28 protein-coding genes are annotated in these 17,903 nt (G+C 34.1%); 22 read left to right on the top strand and 6 right to left on the bottom strand.

The features are described from left to right. Window positions 1-254: 254 nt before the first annotated feature. The 19 genes from EHQ47_RS11970 (at window position 255) to EHQ47_RS11880 (ending at window position 12,927) form a co-directional block, all read left to right on the top strand. Window positions 255-509, top strand: coding sequence for a UPF0175 family protein (locus EHQ47_RS11970; protein WP_135747081.1), 255 nt, complete (start codon window positions 255-257; stop codon window positions 507-509). Between the two features lie 7 nt (window positions 510-516). After that, window positions 517-993 carry a PIN domain-containing protein gene (locus tag EHQ47_RS11965; RefSeq protein WP_135747082.1) on the top strand — a complete coding sequence of 159 codons (477 nt, stop codon included), beginning with the start codon at window positions 517-519 and terminating at the stop codon, window positions 991-993. A 292-nt stretch (window positions 994-1,285) separates the two neighbouring features. Beyond that, window positions 1,286-1,564 carry a type II toxin-antitoxin system Phd/YefM family antitoxin gene (locus EHQ47_RS11960; RefSeq protein ID WP_135747083.1) on the top strand — a complete coding sequence of 93 codons (279 nt, stop codon included), beginning with the start codon at window positions 1,286-1,288 and terminating at the stop codon, window positions 1,562-1,564. Beyond that, complete coding sequence (locus EHQ47_RS11955) at window positions 1,564-2,001, top strand: type II toxin-antitoxin system VapC family toxin (RefSeq protein ID WP_135747084.1); 438 nt, start codon at window positions 1,564-1,566, stop codon at window positions 1,999-2,001. The genes EHQ47_RS11960 and EHQ47_RS11955 overlap by 1 nt, the downstream gene beginning before the upstream one ends. A 263-nt stretch (window positions 2,002-2,264) precedes the next feature. Continuing rightward, the gene (locus EHQ47_RS11950; RefSeq protein ID WP_135750085.1) at window positions 2,265-2,444 is read left to right on the top strand and encodes a type II toxin-antitoxin system HicA family toxin; all 180 of its coding nucleotides are present in this window, start codon (window positions 2,265-2,267) and stop codon (window positions 2,442-2,444) included. Further along, window positions 2,441-2,866 (top strand): type II toxin-antitoxin system HicB family antitoxin, encoded by a 426-nt coding sequence (locus tag EHQ47_RS11945; RefSeq protein ID WP_135748508.1) that lies wholly within the window; start codon window positions 2,441-2,443, stop codon window positions 2,864-2,866. Before EHQ47_RS11950 ends, EHQ47_RS11945 begins: the two co-directional genes overlap by 4 nt. A gap of 210 nt (window positions 2,867-3,076) precedes the next feature. Next, window positions 3,077-3,514 (top strand): putative toxin-antitoxin system toxin component, PIN family, encoded by a 438-nt coding sequence (locus tag EHQ47_RS11940; protein ID WP_135748507.1) that lies wholly within the window; start codon window positions 3,077-3,079, stop codon window positions 3,512-3,514. Beyond that, window positions 3,507-3,767 (top strand): toxin-antitoxin system HicB family antitoxin, encoded by a 261-nt coding sequence (locus EHQ47_RS11935; protein WP_135636116.1) that lies wholly within the window; start codon window positions 3,507-3,509, stop codon window positions 3,765-3,767. Before EHQ47_RS11940 ends, EHQ47_RS11935 begins: the two co-directional genes overlap by 8 nt. A gap of 303 nt (window positions 3,768-4,070) precedes the next feature. Continuing rightward, window positions 4,071-4,385 carry a BrnT family toxin gene (locus EHQ47_RS11930; protein ID WP_167483284.1) on the top strand — a complete coding sequence of 105 codons (315 nt, stop codon included), beginning with the start codon at window positions 4,071-4,073 and terminating at the stop codon, window positions 4,383-4,385. Then, complete coding sequence (locus EHQ47_RS11925; RefSeq protein ID WP_135750083.1) at window positions 4,357-4,638, top strand: BrnA antitoxin family protein; 282 nt, start codon at window positions 4,357-4,359, stop codon at window positions 4,636-4,638. The genes EHQ47_RS11930 and EHQ47_RS11925 overlap by 29 nt, the downstream gene beginning before the upstream one ends. Window positions 4,639-4,876: 238 nt before the next feature. Further along, complete coding sequence (locus EHQ47_RS11920; protein WP_135746756.1) at window positions 4,877-5,170, top strand: BrnT family toxin; 294 nt, start codon at window positions 4,877-4,879, stop codon at window positions 5,168-5,170. Between the two features lies 1 nt (window position 5,171). Further along, window positions 5,172-5,372, top strand: a complete 201-nt coding sequence (locus EHQ47_RS11915; protein WP_135603138.1) for a toxin-antitoxin system, antitoxin component — start codon at window positions 5,172-5,174, stop codon at window positions 5,370-5,372. A 1,713-nt stretch (window positions 5,373-7,085) separates the two neighbouring features. Beyond that, entirely contained in the window at window positions 7,086-7,271 is a 186-nt protein-coding gene (locus EHQ47_RS19850) for an integrase core domain-containing protein (RefSeq protein ID WP_341867460.1), read from the top strand. A gap of 319 nt (window positions 7,272-7,590) precedes the next feature. Beyond that, on the top strand, window positions 7,591-9,468 hold the full coding sequence (locus EHQ47_RS11900; RefSeq protein WP_135777237.1) for a DUF262 domain-containing protein: 1,878 nt from the start codon (window positions 7,591-7,593) through the stop codon (window positions 9,466-9,468). A gap of 254 nt (window positions 9,469-9,722) precedes the next feature. Next, window positions 9,723-9,851: a hypothetical protein gene (locus EHQ47_RS19925; RefSeq protein ID WP_279638207.1), complete on the top strand. Its 129-nt coding sequence runs from the start codon at window positions 9,723-9,725 to the stop codon at window positions 9,849-9,851. A 155-nt stretch (window positions 9,852-10,006) separates the two neighbouring features. Then, window positions 10,007-10,174, top strand: coding sequence for a restriction endonuclease (locus EHQ47_RS19965; RefSeq protein ID WP_135777245.1), 168 nt, complete (start codon window positions 10,007-10,009; stop codon window positions 10,172-10,174). A gap of 509 nt (window positions 10,175-10,683) precedes the next feature. Next, a complete protein-coding gene (locus tag EHQ47_RS11890; RefSeq protein ID WP_135777236.1) occupies window positions 10,684-11,259 on the top strand; it encodes a YdeI/OmpD-associated family protein in 576 nt (191 codons plus the stop codon). Between the two features lie 411 nt (window positions 11,260-11,670). Further along, a complete protein-coding gene (locus EHQ47_RS11885; RefSeq protein ID WP_135748212.1) occupies window positions 11,671-12,234 on the top strand; it encodes a DUF4256 domain-containing protein in 564 nt (187 codons plus the stop codon). A 39-nt stretch (window positions 12,235-12,273) separates the two neighbouring features. Continuing rightward, a complete protein-coding gene (locus EHQ47_RS11880; protein ID WP_135748213.1) occupies window positions 12,274-12,927 on the top strand; it encodes an SOS response-associated peptidase family protein in 654 nt (217 codons plus the stop codon). On the opposite strand, the gene EHQ47_RS11875 is transcribed toward EHQ47_RS11880, so the two are convergent. Both EHQ47_RS11875 and EHQ47_RS11870 read right to left on the bottom strand, forming a co-directional pair. Then, window positions 12,928-13,545 carry a glutathione S-transferase family protein gene (locus EHQ47_RS11875; RefSeq protein WP_208727431.1) on the bottom strand — a complete coding sequence of 206 codons (618 nt, stop codon included), beginning with the start codon at window positions 13,543-13,545 and terminating at the stop codon, window positions 12,928-12,930. 125 nt (window positions 13,546-13,670) lie between these two features. Beyond that, entirely contained in the window at window positions 13,671-14,108 is a 438-nt protein-coding gene (locus EHQ47_RS11870) for a MarR family winged helix-turn-helix transcriptional regulator (RefSeq protein ID WP_135748595.1), read from the bottom strand. A 61-nt stretch (window positions 14,109-14,169) separates the two neighbouring features. Here EHQ47_RS11870 and EHQ47_RS11865 point away from each other — a divergent pair, with 61 nt between their 5' ends. Then, window positions 14,170-14,565: a DoxX family membrane protein gene (locus EHQ47_RS11865; RefSeq protein ID WP_135748594.1), complete on the top strand. Its 396-nt coding sequence runs from the start codon at window positions 14,170-14,172 to the stop codon at window positions 14,563-14,565. Window positions 14,566-14,632: 67 nt separating this feature from the next. Here the strand turns inward: EHQ47_RS11865 and EHQ47_RS11860 are convergent, their stop codons facing one another. The 3 genes from EHQ47_RS11860 to EHQ47_RS11850 are packed head-to-tail and all read right to left on the bottom strand — an operon-like array spanning window position 14,633 to window position 15,971. Next, on the bottom strand, window positions 14,633-15,103 hold the full coding sequence (locus EHQ47_RS11860; protein WP_135748593.1) for an SRPBCC family protein: 471 nt from the start codon (window positions 15,101-15,103) through the stop codon (window positions 14,633-14,635). A 45-nt stretch (window positions 15,104-15,148) separates the two neighbouring features. After that, on the bottom strand, window positions 15,149-15,628 hold the full coding sequence (locus tag EHQ47_RS11855) for an SRPBCC family protein (protein ID WP_135777235.1): 480 nt from the start codon (window positions 15,626-15,628) through the stop codon (window positions 15,149-15,151). After that, entirely contained in the window at window positions 15,591-15,971 is a 381-nt protein-coding gene (locus tag EHQ47_RS11850) for an ArsR/SmtB family transcription factor (protein ID WP_135748591.1), read from the bottom strand. Before EHQ47_RS11850 ends, EHQ47_RS11855 begins: the two co-directional genes overlap by 38 nt. Before the next feature lie 222 nt (window positions 15,972-16,193). Here EHQ47_RS11850 and EHQ47_RS11845 point away from each other — a divergent pair, with 222 nt between their 5' ends. After that, entirely contained in the window at window positions 16,194-16,520 is a 327-nt protein-coding gene (locus EHQ47_RS11845; RefSeq protein WP_135748590.1) for a DMT family transporter, read from the top strand. A gap of 9 nt (window positions 16,521-16,529) precedes the next feature. Continuing rightward, window positions 16,530-17,060: a MepB family protein gene (locus EHQ47_RS11840; RefSeq protein ID WP_135748589.1), complete on the top strand. Its 531-nt coding sequence runs from the start codon at window positions 16,530-16,532 to the stop codon at window positions 17,058-17,060. On the opposite strand, the gene EHQ47_RS11835 is transcribed toward EHQ47_RS11840, so the two are convergent. Further along, complete coding sequence (locus tag EHQ47_RS11835; RefSeq protein ID WP_135750079.1) at window positions 17,040-17,864, bottom strand: helix-turn-helix transcriptional regulator; 825 nt, start codon at window positions 17,862-17,864, stop codon at window positions 17,040-17,042. The genes EHQ47_RS11840 and EHQ47_RS11835 overlap by 21 nt on opposite strands. Window positions 17,865-17,903: the final 39 nt, after the last annotated feature.

The raw sequence follows: 17,903 nt of genomic DNA, 5'->3' as shown, positions 1-17,903 counted from the left end.
GCGACTAACCGCTTCACTTCGGGACTTGCGCCCTCGTTCGGTCTGCGACACATAGGCTTTTGGCACTCCTCTTGCTTACGCAAGCGTCGTGCCAATCCCTAACGTCCCCTTCAGGGACTCAGGGCCAGCCTACGTCGGCTAGTCTAGTTCGTTACACGCAATCGCTTAAAATTTAACCAGAAAAAAGGCAATATACGAACAAATACTCAAATAAATCAATTTGACAAATCCAAATTCTACATCAGAATCGAACAATGAGCCTTCTGCAGATAGAAATTCCAGATCATCTACTTTTAGCAATAAACGAAACAGAAGATTCATTAAAAAATGACCTAAAATTTGAATTTGCTAAACACCTTTTTACTAAGGGTAAATTTACTTTAACTCAAGCGGCGGAGTTCTCATCTTTAGATCTAAAAACTTTCATGCAGAAGATCTCCCGAGACGGAATACCAGTTATTGATTACGATTCAGATGACTTAGATTCCGAATTATCTCTGTTAAAATAGAACTACTTTGATAATAATTGCTGACTCTTCTCCCCTTATTTCACTAGCAATTATTAATAAGCTACAGCTTTTAGATGACATTTTCCAGGAAATCATCGTTCCCTTCTCTGTTTACGAGGAAATTGTTCAGACTGACAAAAAATTCAGCTCCACATTACAAGAATGGGCTAAACCCTTTATAAAAAAATGTAACAATATAGAAGCATTTAACGCCTATAGACTTTCGCTAGGAAAAGGTGAATCAGAAGCGATCGTCCTATCCAAAGAATTCAAAGATAGTATTCTACTACTTGATGATAAAAAAGCAAGGAAAGTAGCTAAATTGGAAAATCAAAAAGTCATAGGAACTATTGGCATTCTTATTACTGCAAAAGATAAACGATTAATTTCAGAAATTAAAAGTTCACTCATGCTTCTTGAAGAACATGATATCCATCTTTCCAAAGCTTTAATACAAAAAGCATTAGAAATTGCTGGCGAATAAGCGACTGCGTGTAACAGCGTCTTCCCGCTACGTTTCGGCACAAGGCCTCACTCGGCCTACGGCAAATTCCCTTCCGGCACGCTTCTTGCCCAGAGCAAGAAGTCGCGCCGACGCCAACGCCTCCTTCAGAGGCTCGGCTACAGGGAACTTCGGGAAGGCTAGTTCGTTATACGAAAGTTCGCAAACATCTATTTAAAATGAAGAAAAGCAAAAATTTCGGACTTTTTCGTCTTGATTTCTTCAAAAGTAACCATTATCATACAATTGTAACCACAACTTCGGAGTCAAAAGGATGATATATGTAGGAGTAAGAGATCTAAAGGCAAAACTCAGCGAATATCTCGATAAGGCAAGACTCGGAGACGAAGTAATTGTTACCGATCACGGTAAACCAATTGCTAGACTAATAAAAGAACCAATAAAACAAAAATCTACTATTGAGAAAATGTATCTTTTAGCTGAGAAAGGTATGATACAACTTCCAAGTAAGGATAAGCAAAGTAAGGTTACTCCTCCCTTAAAAACAAAGTCAAAAATCACTGCATCCGACATCTTAATGAATGATCGCTAATGTTTTATTATTTAGATTCAAGCGTTCTTGTAAAAAAATACTTTGATGAATTCGCCTCTAATACTGTATTAAAAATATGGAAGGATAATCGATATCTTGCAATATCGCAAGTTGGCTATTCAGAAATCCTCGGCACAATTAATAAAAAACAAAAAATTGATAAGTTCTCTGACAAAGTAAAAGATTCTATTATAAAACAATTTAAATCTGACTGGGATCAGCTTGTCAAAATTAACGTAGATCATTCAATAAATTCGGAATTAGATAGAATTCATTCAAAATATCTACTTCGAGGTTTCGATGCCATTCACCTCGTTTCTGCGATTCTTCTATTCAGAGAATTAGAAGAAGAAACTTTCTTTCTTAGTGCAGACGATAATCTGGCAACCGCAGCCAAAAAAGACGGGTTAAATATCGGAATATATAATTGGAAGTAAATGCGAACCTTCGTATAACAGCGACTAACCGCTTCACTTCGGGACTTACGCCCTCGTTCGGTCTGCGACACATAGGCTTTTGGCACTCCTCTTGCTTACGCAAGCGTCGTGCCAATCCCTAACGTCCCCTTCCGGGACTCAGGGCACAGCCTACGTCGGTTAGTCTAGTTCGTTAAGCGAACAGTCGTGAAAATTACAGCTAAACCAAAAAGTAAAATAAAAAACCAATTGACGTATACAGCCCAAATGCTGTATTATTACTTGTGACGGGAAAAGAATTAATAAGAATTCTAAAAAAAGATGGGTGGGAATTAGATAGAATTAGTGGATCACATCATATTCTTAAGAAAAAAGATAAAACTCTCTCAGTTCCAGTTCATAGTAATCGAGACATTCCAACTGGAACTATGAATGCAATACTTAAACAGGCAGGACTCAAATGAAAATTTCTTATCCAGCAATTATTAAATACAGTTCAAAAGATAAAGTTTTTAATGTTGAATTTCCTGATTTACCAGGATGCATAACTTTTGGCGACAATGAAAACGAAGCTATTTTAAATGCTCAAGAAGCTTTAAATGGCTACTTAGAATCAATCGATTCTAGAAAATTAAACATTCCTGAACCTTCAAAGTTAAAAGGAAAAAACATTAAATTCATTACTCCTGAAAAAAATATCTCTTTTGCTATCTGGCTTAAGAAAAGTAGAGAAAAACAAGGTTTGAGTCAAAAGCAAATTGCTCAAAAACTTAACATTGCTTATCAAACTTATCAAAAGTTTGAGGATCCACATAAATCCAACCCTACTCTAAAAACTATTATAAGATTAGAAGAAGTTTTTCACGAAAATCTCATTAGTGTATAACACGACCGTCGCATAACAGCGACTAACCGCTTCACTTCGGGACTTGCGCCCTCGCTCGGGCTACGCCAAATTGTCCTCCTGTCACTCGCTCGCATACGCAAGTTGCTAAAACTCAATTTATTAGGAAAAAAATGCCGTTTTTGGGAAGAATGACGAATTTCTAGGAAATTTTTGCTGTATTTATGATAGCGTATTTGATATCATTTAAATGTGCGAGTTACCATAGATACAAATGTCATTTATCAGGCTCTCAGAGACAATAGAGGTGCTTCGCATTTTATACTCAACTTAGTTGAAAACAGAAGAATTGAGTTGGCCTTATCCACACCTGTTTTTACCGAATATTCGGATGTTTTATTAAGAGAAAAGTCACTTTCTGACCTAGCTTTGTCAAAGAAGGACATCAACTTGGTTTTGGACTTCATAGCTTTTGTGGCTACGCCTTTTTCTATTAACTATCTACTTAGACCTAATCTTAGTGACGAAAACGATAATCTCTTTGTCGAACTTGCTTTTGCTAGTAACAGTAGATACTTGATTACTTCAAATATTAAGGATTTTAATCTTAAAAATGAACTCAAATTTGATTCTTTTAAAGTTATAACGCCTACAGATTTTGCTAAATTTTGGAGATTAAATTATGAATAAGAAAAATGTTTTAACTATTCGCATTCCTGAAGACTTGAAAGAGAGAATTGAAAAAACTGCTGCTACGCAAGGTGTTTCTCTTAATCAATTTGCTTTATATGCTTTTACAAGAGGCATAAGTGATATTGATACTGCAAACCTTCTCAAAAAACGAATTCAAGGAAAAACTAAAGAATCAATTGAAGATGGATTCAAGAAAGTTATGGGGAAAGTTGGAAAGAAAGATAAACTTCCTAACTGGGATAAACTCTAATCTAATAGTAGCAACCAGCGTATAACAGCGTCTTCCCGCTACGTTTCGGCATAAGGCCTCACTCGACCTACGGCAAATTCCCTTCCGGCACGCTTCTTGCTCCGCAAGAAGGCGCGCCGACGCTAACGCCTACTTCGTAGGCTCAGCTACAGGGAACTTCGAGAATCCTAGTTCGTTATGCGAAATAGAGGTAGTGTATGCCTCAGGACATGGGTAACACTTTTGATTAAATAATTAAAAGAAGAAAAAAGTGTCAAAAAAATAGTTGTAATTTGTTAAAATTTGTATATTCTAGAAATATACATGAAATTGCCCGATTTCACCTTGATTGAAGGTTTCGACTGGGATAAAGGAAATATTAACAAAAATTGGCTTAAGCACCAGGTAAAAGCCGGAGAAATTGAAGAAGTATTTTTTAATGAACCCTTACTTATCGCACACGATGAAAATCATTCAGAAATAGAAATGAGATTTGCTGCCTTAGGTATTTCAAATGATTCAAGAAGGCTTTTCGCAGTATTCACAATTCGAAATAATAAAATTAGAATTATTTCTGTTAGAGATATGAGTAAAAAGGAAAGAAAAATTTATGAAAACTATCAAAAAGAAAATTCCTAAATTCAAATCCACTGATGAAGAAATTGAATTCTGGGATAAGAATGATGCTACTGATTTTTTCAATTTTCAAAATATAGAGAAAATTTCATTCCCGAATCTCAAACATTCTACCAAAATGATATCTCTTAGATTGCCTGAAGCCCTTCTCGAAAGACTTAAAACTTTAGCAAATAAAAATGATGTACCATATCAATCACTCATCAAGATTTTACTTTCAGAAAAAGTGAACGAAGAATTTAAGAAAGTCAGTTAACTACCTCTACTTCGCATAACAGCGGCTACTCACTGCGCTTCGGCACTTACGGCCTCGCTTGGTCTACGACACATCCCCTTTCTGTCACTCGTTTGCATACGCAAACTCCGTGCCAGTCCCTAACGTCCCGTTAACGGGACTCAGGGTCAGGGAACGTCAGTTAGTCTAGTTCGTTATACGAAATCAGAGAAACAATTAAAAACTGTTCAAAATTCCATTTTTAAAACACAAAGTAAATATGCGTTTTGAATGGGATCAAGAAAAAGAAAAAGTCAATATATCAAAACACCAACTCACCTTCTCAAAGGCTTCTTTAGTATTTGCTGACCCAAAAGCCATTTATTTGCCAGATCCAGACCACTCGGTTGGAGAAACTAGAGAAATTGTCCTTGGAAAAATTGAAAATATTACTATTGCAGTCGTAATTTTTGTTGATAGATCAAATAAGAGTGAAGAAATAATAAGAATAATCTCCGCTCGAAAAGCTACTATAAATGAAGAAGCTCAATACTATTCAGAAGAGATAAATTAACATGAGAGATGAATACGATTTTTCCAAAGGTAAAAGAGGACTCTTTTCTAGAGACTTGAAAGACCTACATTTTCCAGTTTACCTAGATCCAAAACTTGAAGAATATTATCAAAAAATAGCGACTAAAAAAAACATAGATCTAAATACTATTGTAAATACCATTTTAGAGAAAGAAATGGAACTTCATGATACTCTTTCTTAAAAAATAAGAAAAAATCTACGCCAATTCCAAAAGCTTTAAGCAAATTCTATTTCAGAAGAAATAAAAAAAAAGAGATCAATAAATTAATTAAAAATAATTCTATAGATCTCTGACTTCGCATAACAGCATCTTCCCGCTACGTTTCGGGACTTACGCCCTCGTTCGGGCTACGCCACATTCCTCTCCGGCACGCTTCTTGCTCCATAGACTCAGCTACAAGGAACGTCGTCTCCACTAGTTCTTTATACGACATGACAAAAATGAATCATTAATATGAAAAAAACAAAATTAACAATTCTCTTACCCTTAATCTCTTTAAATTCTATGCTTTTATGCACAGTCAAGTAAGCAAACTCTCGAGACCGGAATTAAATTTCAAAAAGCTGAATTTATTCCCTTCGATTATAGCAGAAACTTTACTGATGCAAATCCCTATTGGAATATTAACATTAACAAAATTAAGAATAATCAGAAGACAATAAACTCGTTTTTCTTTATTTATAAAAATTTAGACAAAGGGTTTTGAATTGAATTTGAACATTCAAAAATTCAAATCGAAAGAGCACATTACGATGAAGATTATATATTCAGGTTTAATAATCAATTTTACTTTGATCGTAGTCGACAATACCTAAGAAACAATGAAAGAAGTGATTACAAACTAAACTTCTTTTTCTTCCCTACTCCTGAAATAAAAGACTATTTCGCAATAGGATTAGGAATATTTCTGAATACAGCTTTACTGCAATTGCCGCTTACGGACCTCAACTTGTCTTAAAGTCAAAAATACCAATTACTGATCAATTATCGTTAAACTTAGGCTTAGATTTTTACCATGTTCAGGGAAAAAGAACTTATCAATATTAAAACTCCCATCTATACAGCTTTCCATCTGGACTTTTTTCTGATTTTGAAATCATAAAAGGAAATGGAAGAACAATAGGAATTTTCCAAGGATATGAGGCAAATATTTCACTGAAATATAATTTTATGGAGAATTATAACATTGCAGTTGGCTATAATCAGAATTTTGCACAATTTAAATATGAAAATCTAAACGATTTTAGCTACTCTTACTCTACATTAAACAATAGTTTATTAATGCAAGACAGCAAACTATCGAATGGAAAAGAAATTATTAAAGGATTCTATATTTCCGCTTCAAAGGTATTCTAATTGTCACGCCGTATAAAAATGTGGAAAGACTGGGCTTCTAGATAGGAAGAGAACTCCAAAAAACTCACCCAAGAAGATTCTCGAACTCTACAAGAGACAGTTTCTATTTCTTAATTCTCCCGACAAATCAACTCTTGATCGGATCTTCAAAAGAGCAGGGCTTACTTTACCTAAGAAAAAAAGAAGAGTAAAACACTTCGGGGAAAGAATCTCTCTTCCTAAAAAGTTTACTCATTCTAATCACATTTGGACTGTAGACTTCAAGGGATGGTGGTATACTGCTGACTCAGAAAAGGTCAATCCGTGAACTATCAGAGATGATTATTCAAAATACGTTCTCTCAATCAAAACCCTGAGTACAGCGGAGATTCCTTCTGTAAAAGTTGAAATCATTCGCTCTGACAATGGACCTCCATTTACTTCTATGCAATCTTTAATCGGCCTCACGAAACTTTCTGTTTGGTGGCTCTCTATCTAGGCATTTAAATCGATCGAATCGAACCTGGGAAACCTTACCGGAATGGCGCTCATGAAAGAATGCAAAAGGATATGGTAAGAGAACTACAAAGTGAAATCGCTAAAAACAGCACACTCTTACAAAAGCTATTCGACAAATGGAAAATCGATTTTAACAGATTCAGACTTCATGAGACCCTGAACATGATGACTCCCGAACCAGTCTATTTGAAGTCAGAAAGACTATTTGATCCTAATGCCGATTAACCATCTCATATCCATACGGATTCAAGTAAAGACATGTCAATGACCGATGTTACATTAATTGGCTCGGGCATCCCATTTTGATCGGGAATCCATTCAATGGCTATAATGTCGGGATTAAGAAAGAAAACGAATATTTGGTTCGGATCAAATAAACTAGGCCTCATTGATCAAAATTTATTCTTGCTCATTTCTGATCCTAACTCACACAAAGCACTAAAACCAAGAAAGTTAACAAAAAAATATTACCCTTCTCCTGCAGCATAACCGCTGCCTATCTCTTGAAGTCATACCATAGAATTAGTTTAAATACGAGGTTAAAATGATTAATAACTACTGTGAAGTAACTACAAAAACGGCAATTGATTTGGCCTATGCGATAAGAGGGAAAAACACAAAAGAGAAAATTGAATTACCGAAATATCAACGGAATTTGGTTTGGGGAAAACAAAAAAAAGAAAAATTTATAGAATCATTAAAACTCGGTTTTCCCGTCGGTGCAATACTACTCCATAGACAAGGTGAAAAAAATGGAGTTATTAATTACCTTATTATCGATGGTTTGCAAAGAACCACAACAATATTTGATTACTTAGATAATACAACAAACTACAATTTAACAACCGACTTACAACACTGTAAATCAGAACTGGATGCGTTAATTGCTAAATTAAAAAAGTATTTGGAATTAGATAGCGAAACACTTGCAGATGTTATCCAAGAATACATCGGCTCAGAACTCGTATCAGGATTTGAAGAAGTAAAAGGATACTCGGCTTTTCAACTAAATAAATTTTTATCATCCAAATACAGTAAGGCATTAAATGAAAAAGCCTTACCTTTGGACTCATTAAACACCGAATATTCCAACATCCTTGCTAAACTAAAGGAAAAGGCAGACATTCATGATATTAAAATTCCAGTTATAGAGTATAGTGGTCCTTCCGAAAATTTACCAGATATTTTTACTAGGCTGAACACTCAAGGAACCCAATTAAACAAATATCAAATTTATGCTGCTATGTGGGAAAAAAGTAAAATTGAAATAAGAAACAACAACATTATCGAGCTAATAAAAAAGAAGTATGAAGACATAAACGAGAAAGGCTTAAGTATTGGCAATGATGAAAATTTGGATATAATAAAGGATTTCAATATTTTCGAATACTTATATGGATTAGGGAAATACATTCTTACCCTAGAGAATGAAAAATATAAAACCTTATTTAAGCCAGAAACAAGTGAAGACGATTTTCAAGATATTGAATCCTATATATTCGTAATTACAAACTATGTTTACCAGGCTTACGAGGATGATCAAATTGTAAAAATGGAGAATCTCGATAAGTTTATATCTAAGATTAATCAAAATTCTTTTGAAAATGCGATCATTCATTGTATCGAAGAAACTTACAGCATCCTCGCTCCGATACTAACTTTTTCTCTAAATCAGAATAAAAGTAAAAACTTAACTTTTGTTCCAATCAGCGAAATTCAAATTATTTCGTTAATAGTAAGTATATTTAAATTCAAATTCAACAAACAGTTAAAGCTCAAAACAATAGACAAAACCGAGTATTCGAAACTGAAGAGAAACATACTTCTATACTATTGGTTCGATATTTGCGATGGCAAGTGGGATAGATCCACGGATACACAATTAATTGAAACAATAAGAAATGATAGATATTTAAAAGATATTTCATTAAAAAGCTGGGACCTACTGATGGACAAGTATTTCAATGAACAATTATCAAGAAGACATAAAGAACGAACAAATATTAGCAAAAAAGATATTCTCTTTTTGAAATATCTTTATTCAAAAATTGTTTCCGCAAAATCTGAAAAATCTAAAACAAATTACCATATTGATCATATTATACCAGTTAGCTTACTTAAGAAAAAAGCACAAAACTTGGATTCAGCACTTCCGATCAGTGCGATAGGAAATTTATGCCTACTTAACGAAGAAATAAACAAAAACAAAGGTGATAAAACAATACAAGAGTATTTATCTGAAATACCAGATTCTGATGCCAAAAAAGTTTCAAAAGAATTTGAAAAATTTATATTCTTAAAGATTGAAAATTTGAACGGTATAGTTAGAAAGAATATATCAGAAGACAATTTACTTGAATTTCTAACAAGCAGACACAAAGAAATGAAGAAGGTTTTTTACGATTCTTTTGAAATTAAGTAAACGTCGTATAATAGCATGGAAACGCTGCGCTTCGGGACTTATGCACTCGCTTTCCTGCGCAAGTCCCTAAATTCTAGAAGTAAAATGGAAGTTTGGATACATAAAGGATCTTTCAGGAGACGAAATTGATCTGAGCTTACTGAATGCGCCAGAGTCGATTTGCATCTATCTATTGTCATAGTGGAATGGAGAAAAAGACAATTCCATATCTCTGGATCATTCCCCTCTGATTATATCAAAATTCATCAAATTTTATGAATTTCGATTTGTATATGGAATTTACAGGTATTCTTCTTGATAACTTAGAATTAAAAATGGTGATCCGAGAAGCGATATATTTTGCCATTCAATTGTTTTTAGAACTTGCGGCTGGTGGGTTCTAGAAAAAAGAGTAATGATTTCTGCCAAAGTCTGGCAGATTTGAGAATTAATTTTTGCTACTGCTTGGCGATTGAGAAATTTAGATAAAGAAAATCTTCAGATACCTATTCGGGAAGTTTGAAATTATCTTTCTGCTCGCTATGATTCTTGCTTTTCAATACATCCATTTGAAGATACTGTATCAAGTGTCTTCCGTGATATCGGCTTTTTTAGTGAAGCAACTACATACTCAAAAGATGGCGGAATAGATGTTATTCTGTCTGATTCAAAAAACCGGATAATTGATATACAAGTAAAAAGATATAAAAACAAAATTAAGGTTTAAAAGATTCGTTCCTTTTTAGGTGCATCAACTATCAATGAGTATAATCGTGGTATCTTTATAACTACTTCAGAATTTCAAAAGTGCACTGTTGACATAGCTAACACTATCACGAAATAATTTAGGCCGATCAACAAAATGGATTCTCAAAATTTTTTCGACGTAACAAAAATTACATAAATAAACCATTCCGAAAAAAATAGAGATGTCCTTTAAAGAAATTTTCCGATCCGGCAAATATTTTTATTTTTCAAGACCTTCACTTAAATTCATTATAAGGAATTTACGACGCCTACCCTAACAGCACCTTATCGCTCCGTTTCATCTATTAAGATCTAGTTCGTTAATCGAAAAGTGGAAATTTCTTACTGTCAACGCTTACATTTTTCAAAATATTTCTTCAATAAGGATTTGCATTTGCGCAGGCCAGACTACAATGAACTACAAAATGCCTTGTCATATTTGTCCGATTAGCAACAAGCCAATAAATATAATAAGCAATAAAAATACATATGACTAAATTAAATACTATACACACGATAGAATTTAAAACTCAAAATAAATTTGAGGCTTGGCTCAATAAGAATTACGACAAATCGAACGGAATTTGGTTAAAAATATTCAAAAAGGATTCTGGAATAAAAACTATCAGTTACTCAGAAGCCCTTGATGTAGCACTTTGTTACGGTTGGATAGATAGTCAAAAACAAACGTTTGATGAACAAGCTTGGCTGCAAAAGTTCTCCCCCAGAACAGCAAAAAGCATTTGGTCAAAAGTCAATACTGGACACGTTGAAAGATTGATCAATCAAGGTAAAATGAAACCTCCCGGTTTAATCGCTGTAGAAAAAGCTAAAACAGATGGTAGATGGGATAAGGCATACGATTCACCAAGTAAAATGTCGGTGCCAGATGACTTTTTATTAGAATTAAATAAAAACAAAGAAGCAGAAGAGTTCTTTAAGGGACTCAATAAAACAAATCTTTTCTCTATTGGATTTCGAATTCACACTGCAAAAAAAACAGAAACAAGAGTAAAACGTATAAAAGAAATTATTAAAAAATTGGCAGATGGAGAAAAAATTTAGCCAATTAATGTTTGCAATATTCAACTGATTTTGGTGTGTTATGTTTGAATTTTGCGCTGTCTGCAAAGAAGACTAAGAGTAATTAAAAATATATGTATTCTTGAAGGCCAAGTTACTTTTACAAAAGTTTTCAATGGCAAAGAAGATTCAATATAATGAATATTTAAGAAAGGCAGGAAAAATCAAAGCCTGCCTTTTTCTCTTTATGTAAACAATTAAGTTTCATCTTTAGATACCAGGATACAAAACCCATTGCAACCAAATTTACCTGCGGAAAATCATCTTCAAATTAATACCAAAGCATGAAATACTAATTGCAGAAATAAATCCAAAATGAATAATTCTTAACAGTTGAAAGAGAAATATTAAAATATAGAATATTCACCAGCAAGAAAAAGGGAACTATACAAAATGAGTATCAAACGGAAACTATCCCCGAAACAAGCAGAAGAACTTCTCACTATCTTAAAAGAACGATTTGAGGCGAATATGAATCGTCATGAAAATTTAAAATGGTCAGAAATACAAAAAAAGATAGAAACAAACTCCGAAAAACTCTGGTCTCTTTTCGAAATGGAAAGAACAGGTGGTGAACCTGATGTTATTAGGTATGACGACAAAAGGAACCAATATATCTTCTATGATTGTTCGAAAGAAACTCCAAAAGATAGGAGAAGTCTTTGTTATGACCGAAAAGCATTGGATTCAAGAAAAGAAAATAAACCGAAGAATAACGTTCTCGATTTAGTTAGTGCAATGGGGATAGAATTGCTTACTGAAGAACAATACAGGGAACTACAATCTTTCGGAAACTTCGACACAAAAACATCTAGTTGGATTTTAACACCAACACATATCAGAGATTTAGGTGGAGCTCTCTTTGCAGACTTTCGGTATGACCAAGTATTTATCTACCACAATGGTGCTGAATCCTACTATGCAGCAAGAGGATTTCGAGGATCTCTCAGAATATAGCAACTAATACTTATTGTTATAGAAAAAAAGAGAATATTCATGTCAAATTTGTTTATCAATCGATTGGTACCTATAGAGGATTATCGTTTGGAATGGAACAATTTCTTGGTGCCTGACACCACCTATAATCAAACTTACAAACAAAATGGTAAACTAGAACTTGCAGTAAGGCCAAATGATATCTTTTGGTATATAAGAGAAATAGAAAATAAAGTGTTGCTCTCCGCTGGAATATGGGGAACAAAACAATCGTTTGCAAATCGATTGATCACAACAACGCAATCTGAACATTTATACTCTTCATCTTTCTGGAAGAAATTCTCAGCAAATCGATGTTTGATTCCCATTGCATCCTATTTTGAATGGCAAATGCAAAGGACTGGAAAAAAACATAAGTTTAAAATTGAGTTTAAAGATAAAAACTCATTCTTTGGAGGAATTTGGGGGCCATTACCAGAAAATTTGACTTGGGTCACGATTCTTACGCAAACAGCAAATGGGAAAACGGCAGAAATTCATAATTACGGGGATAATAAACATAGACAACCCATCGTAATCAGAAAAGAAAATCAAAGGTTATGGCTAAACCCCAAAGTAAACTCTGAGGAGGAAATAAAAAAATTAATTACTCAGTTTCAGGCGAATGACATAACTACAGAAGATTTAGACTACGAACAAACATTATTCGATTGATTACGTAATCTGTAGTTCAATCCCAGGCATACTAATATAATTGGGCAGGGTTTCAATCCTACGCATCCATTTTTTTATATTTTTATATTCTGATAGATCTACCTTTCCTTGATGACACAGGGCGATATAAGGATACATAGCAATATCAGCAATACTCAATTCGTCCGTTGCTAACCAATTTCGCGAAGTTAATCTTTTTTCTAGCAAATTGAGAAGATTTTCTGTAACCTGATTTGCTTCTTCTAAATTAATTGTACGTCCAAGCAAATAGTGAACTCTTAATGCACTGGGACCACGAGATACTTCATTGGCAGCCGTGGAAAGCCAAGCTACGATTTCAGCTGACTTTGTAGGATCACCAGGAAACCAATGATCTTCTCCGTAAACACGAGCCAAATATACTAAAATCGCTTGGCTATCACGAAGGATCAAATTTCCATCCTTCAGCACTGGAACTTGACCAAAAGGATTTAACTCTAGGAATTTTTCCGATTTATGTTCTTTGTCTATTGGATTAAAAAGTCTACTTTCATATTTAAGATTTAAAAATGATAACATTAGCCTTATTTTGTAGCTATTTCCAGAAAGAGAAAATTCGAATAATTCAATCATATCCATTTCAATTCAACGTAAGATTAAGAGTTGGCAATAATTTTTTTAAATTATAAAAGAAACCTTAAGAACAATGCAAAATAACATTCGCTTTTTTCAAAAAAATTGTATCCATAGATTCTAATAAAAAATTATTTCCTTGTCTCATCGCCAAAAACCGTTCGAAAATCTTTCAATAGAATCAAAAAAGTCTTTCTGTTTTTTTCAGAAATTGCGCTCAGGAAAGGTTCAAAGTGTAATAAGATTTTTTTTGGTAAAACCGTTTCTAATGATTTACCTTTTGTGGAAAGACTGATCAGCGTAGATCTTTTATCAAGTTTAGAAACCTCCACCTGAATCAACCCCGCCAATTCCATACGACGAATCATTTTCGAAGCAGATGGTGCATCTTGTAGGGTCAATTCTATGATCTGTTTTTGACTCAGAGTACCCTTTTGCCAAAGCATTGCCAATACCTGCCACTGCTCAGGTGATAATTGGAAGCCTTTGAGACAACGTATTAATTCTCTTCGAAAGAGAAGCGCAACTCGGTTTAAATTAAAGCCGATTTGATCATCAAGTAAAAACATAATATTGATTAGGGTTCTATGGCCTCATTTACTTGTCTAGACAAGCAAATGGAAGTTCAAAATGAAACAAATTGATTTGGTTTTTCGTATGTTGTTAGGGATTATTTTTATTCTGTTCGGGAGTAGTAAATTTTACGCTTTTATGCCAACCCCACCAATGACACCCGCAGCAGCAAATTTTATTGCGGCCATCATTACCACTGGCTATTTATGGAAACTAGTTGGCTTTTTGGAAATTTGTGGAGGACTACTTGTCATCTTCCCAAAAACAACCATTCTTGGATTAACGATCTTAGCCCCTATCATTGTAAATATAATACTATATTTAGGATTTTTACAATATACGATTGGGCCGGCTCCGTTCATCATGATATTGTTTTTGTTGTCTAGCTCCAGTCTCCTAGCATGGCAAAGAAGAAAACAATGGTTAACGCTGTTTTACAATCATTCGTTGTAACAAAAAAAACTTTTTCATAACCAATGATTAGCAATCAGGGTAACTTAGAAAGAAACCCTGATTTTATTTAATTCAAGTCATCGATTTTTATATCGTTGGGCGATGGCCTACCCACTCCCACCTCAATTGAATCTCTTAAACTTAGCAAAAAAATTGCCCATTTCATACTACAATGAGCAGTAAATTCAGACTCTTTTTTCCAGTCTTGATGACGGAAGTAGAGAATTGTCATATTTCCTCCATCTGGAGCTTTGCCATTGTCCCACTGAAAATCAATGTGAGAACCAATCCAATCCTCTGGTCCAGAAATACATTCCCATAACACTCGTTTGGTACTAATTTCCTGAACTTTCATTTCCATAGCGTTTCCATGTCCAAATCCAAAAAATATGGAATCACCTACCAAGGATACCCCTGAGGAAAAACTACCATCGACTTCCTTGGTCCACCAATTTGATAAACCTACTTTTGTTGTGAGAGCATTCAGAACTTCTTTTTCAGAAGATCTAACGCCTATTTTGTGATATATTCCATTCATACATTCCCTCTTTTTATCCTATGATTTAAAAACCATTTCTATTGCTTATTTTTTGAGATATTCACCCATCCAAGAATCTAAACCTTCAAGAATGCAAGTCCAACCATGGTGATGCATTTTTACTTGGATATCAGTGACAAGTTCTTCTTGGATCAGAGTTATCAATGTTTTCGGTTTTTGCCTCGAATCATTGGTATTTTTTCCAAGATCATCAAATATTTCCTGAAATGTAATTGTTACCAGTGTATCTCTATTCTCAGTAGCTTGTGAACGCCAGGTAAAAACTAATTTAGTAGGTTCTTCTATTTTAATATACTCACCTTCATGCGGGAGAATTTTTCCATCGAGCGACATATTGATTAAAAACTTTCCACCTGGCCTTGCATCTAAGGTAACAGATTCGATACCTATTCCCTCACCCGATAAAAACCAACTTGAAAAATCTTCTGCATTAAGCCATGCCCGAAAGAGTTTTGATGGTTCAGCATTAATTCTTTTTTCTATTCTTAATACCTTTGGATTCATTTTCCTTCTCCTCTATAAATGCCTCAAGCCTTGCCAATTTGTTAGTCCAAAACTCTTGGTGATAAGTGATCCATTCCGTTGCTTCTGAAAGAGTCTGATTTTGCAGTTCCAAACGAAAACTACGACCATCTTCAGGAGCACGAACTTTTCGAATCAGTTGCGCTTCCGTCAGCACTTCTATGTGTTTGGCAACCCCAGCAAATGACATGGAAAAGGGTTCTGCAAGTTCAGAAATACTCAAGGATCCTTTTCTAAGCCTTGCCAACATTTGCCTTCTTGAATGATCAGCAAGTGCAGCAAAAACTCGATCCAGAATTTGTTCTTTCTTTTTTAATTCAACCATTTAGTTGAATTAATTTTAACCCTTTTTTTTAGTCAATTATTAAACCAGATAGTTGAATATTTTTATGAACCTGAACCGATTCTGACAAATTCTTGTACTTACAATATCGCCATTGAATGGAAATTGTCCGATGACAAACGACAAAGGATACCGTCGAAATGGTCCTTACGTATGGAGTTTACAACGAAAGACCAAATGAAAAATATACTCCAGGGAGTTTGTATGAACTGGATTTTCCTCGTAGTGGCCGGCCTTTTTGAAGTTTTATTTGCTTTTTGTTTAGGCAAGGCAAAAGAAACGTCGGGATATCAAACCTATTATTGGTATTTGGGTTTCTTTATTTCCCTACTTATCAGTATGGGTTTACTCATCAAAGTAACCCAAGACTTACCAATTGGAACTAGTTATGCGGTATGGACCGGAATTGGCGCTTTTGGAACAGTTTTGATAGGGATTATATTTTTCAAAGAGCCAATGGAATTTTGGAGGATTTTTTTTCTTTCTACTTTAGTAATCTCTGTTGTTGGACTTAAATTCGTATCACACTAAAGGCAAATCTTGAAACCAAAACCTCATTTTGAAAAAACACTACCGGCATTTTTAAAAAATGCACAAAAGGCATTATTTGATCCTTTAAAACTAATCATTACAAATGTCTCTTTAGAAGAAGAAAGTGCGGATTACAATGCCTGCCACTTTCAATGTAATGGAAAAAAAATAACCTTTCGAAGTGCCAAAGTTACTCCCAAAAAAATAGGACAATTTGTAACATTATGGAAACGAAGTCAAAAAGGACCCATTGAACCTTTTCACTATAATGACAAAATGGATTTATATATTATCGAAACTCAACATAATAATCATCTTGGATATTTTATTTTCACGAAAGAGATATTAAATGAAAAGGGAATTCTTTTTGGTAAATATGAAGGAAAACGTGGATTTAGAGTTTATCCAACTTGGGATCAACCAAACAACAAACAAGGAATGTCCACCCAAAATTGGCAATTGTCATATTTTCTTGAAAGGTCTGAAGATAAAAATGATTTAGATTCCCTGAGAAGACATTTAAAGATTTTTATAGAATAATTTACCAAATTGATTGTTGTTGGAACTAAATCGGCCAGGAGTCTGGCCTGTATATTTTTTAAATTCTTTTATAAAATGAGCCTGATCATAATATAAATCCAACAACCCCAGTTTTTGAAAATGAAGGATATCCGTTTTTGCCCAAGTTTTGTAGATAGACTGAAACCTTTCCATAGATGATACTATCTTTGGAGAAACACCGACATAAGATAAAAATAATTTATCAATGTAACGTTTGCTGTATCCGATATCTTCAAAAATATCCTGAATGAAATGCTGCCCTCTTTGTAACTGAATTTGTTCAACTACAAAATTCACGATTCGATTTTCTCTATTTAATAAATTTTTTGAGCAAATTAAGAATTCTTGAATGCAGTCTGAAATCTGATAAGGATCGTTACTTTTACTCAAAGTTTCTTCTAATTTTTCTGCTGACTTACCAAAAATATCGGAGAAGTATAAAATCTTATTGGTTGATTCATGTAAGGGGAACGGAAAGATTTGATAACCGCCTATAGTGGTAAATCGAAAAATAAGTGTATTGATTTGAAAATCTGATGATCGAATTGAAACTGGATGATCCCAAATCCCAGTAACCAAAATTTTTGATATTGGATATTCTCTCATTAAGTCAAATTCTTCTGTCTTTAGTTTTCCACGAACAGGAACGATTAACTTTGCACTACTGTGTGGTACAACAATTGAACTATCAGTCATTGGAATACCTACCTCACTCTCAAACCACCAAATACTTTCGATAATTTGGGCAAGTTCAGGGCGGATCTTAAGTGATAATATTTTCAAAAGTTAGTTCCCTTTTTTACAATACGTTTCCTCAATTCT

The organism is Leptospira bourretii (assembly GCF_004770145.1).
Taxonomy (GTDB): domain Bacteria; phylum Spirochaetota; class Leptospiria; order Leptospirales; family Leptospiraceae; genus Leptospira_A; species Leptospira_A bourretii.
This window is presented reverse-complemented; position numbering and strand designations above follow the sequence as displayed.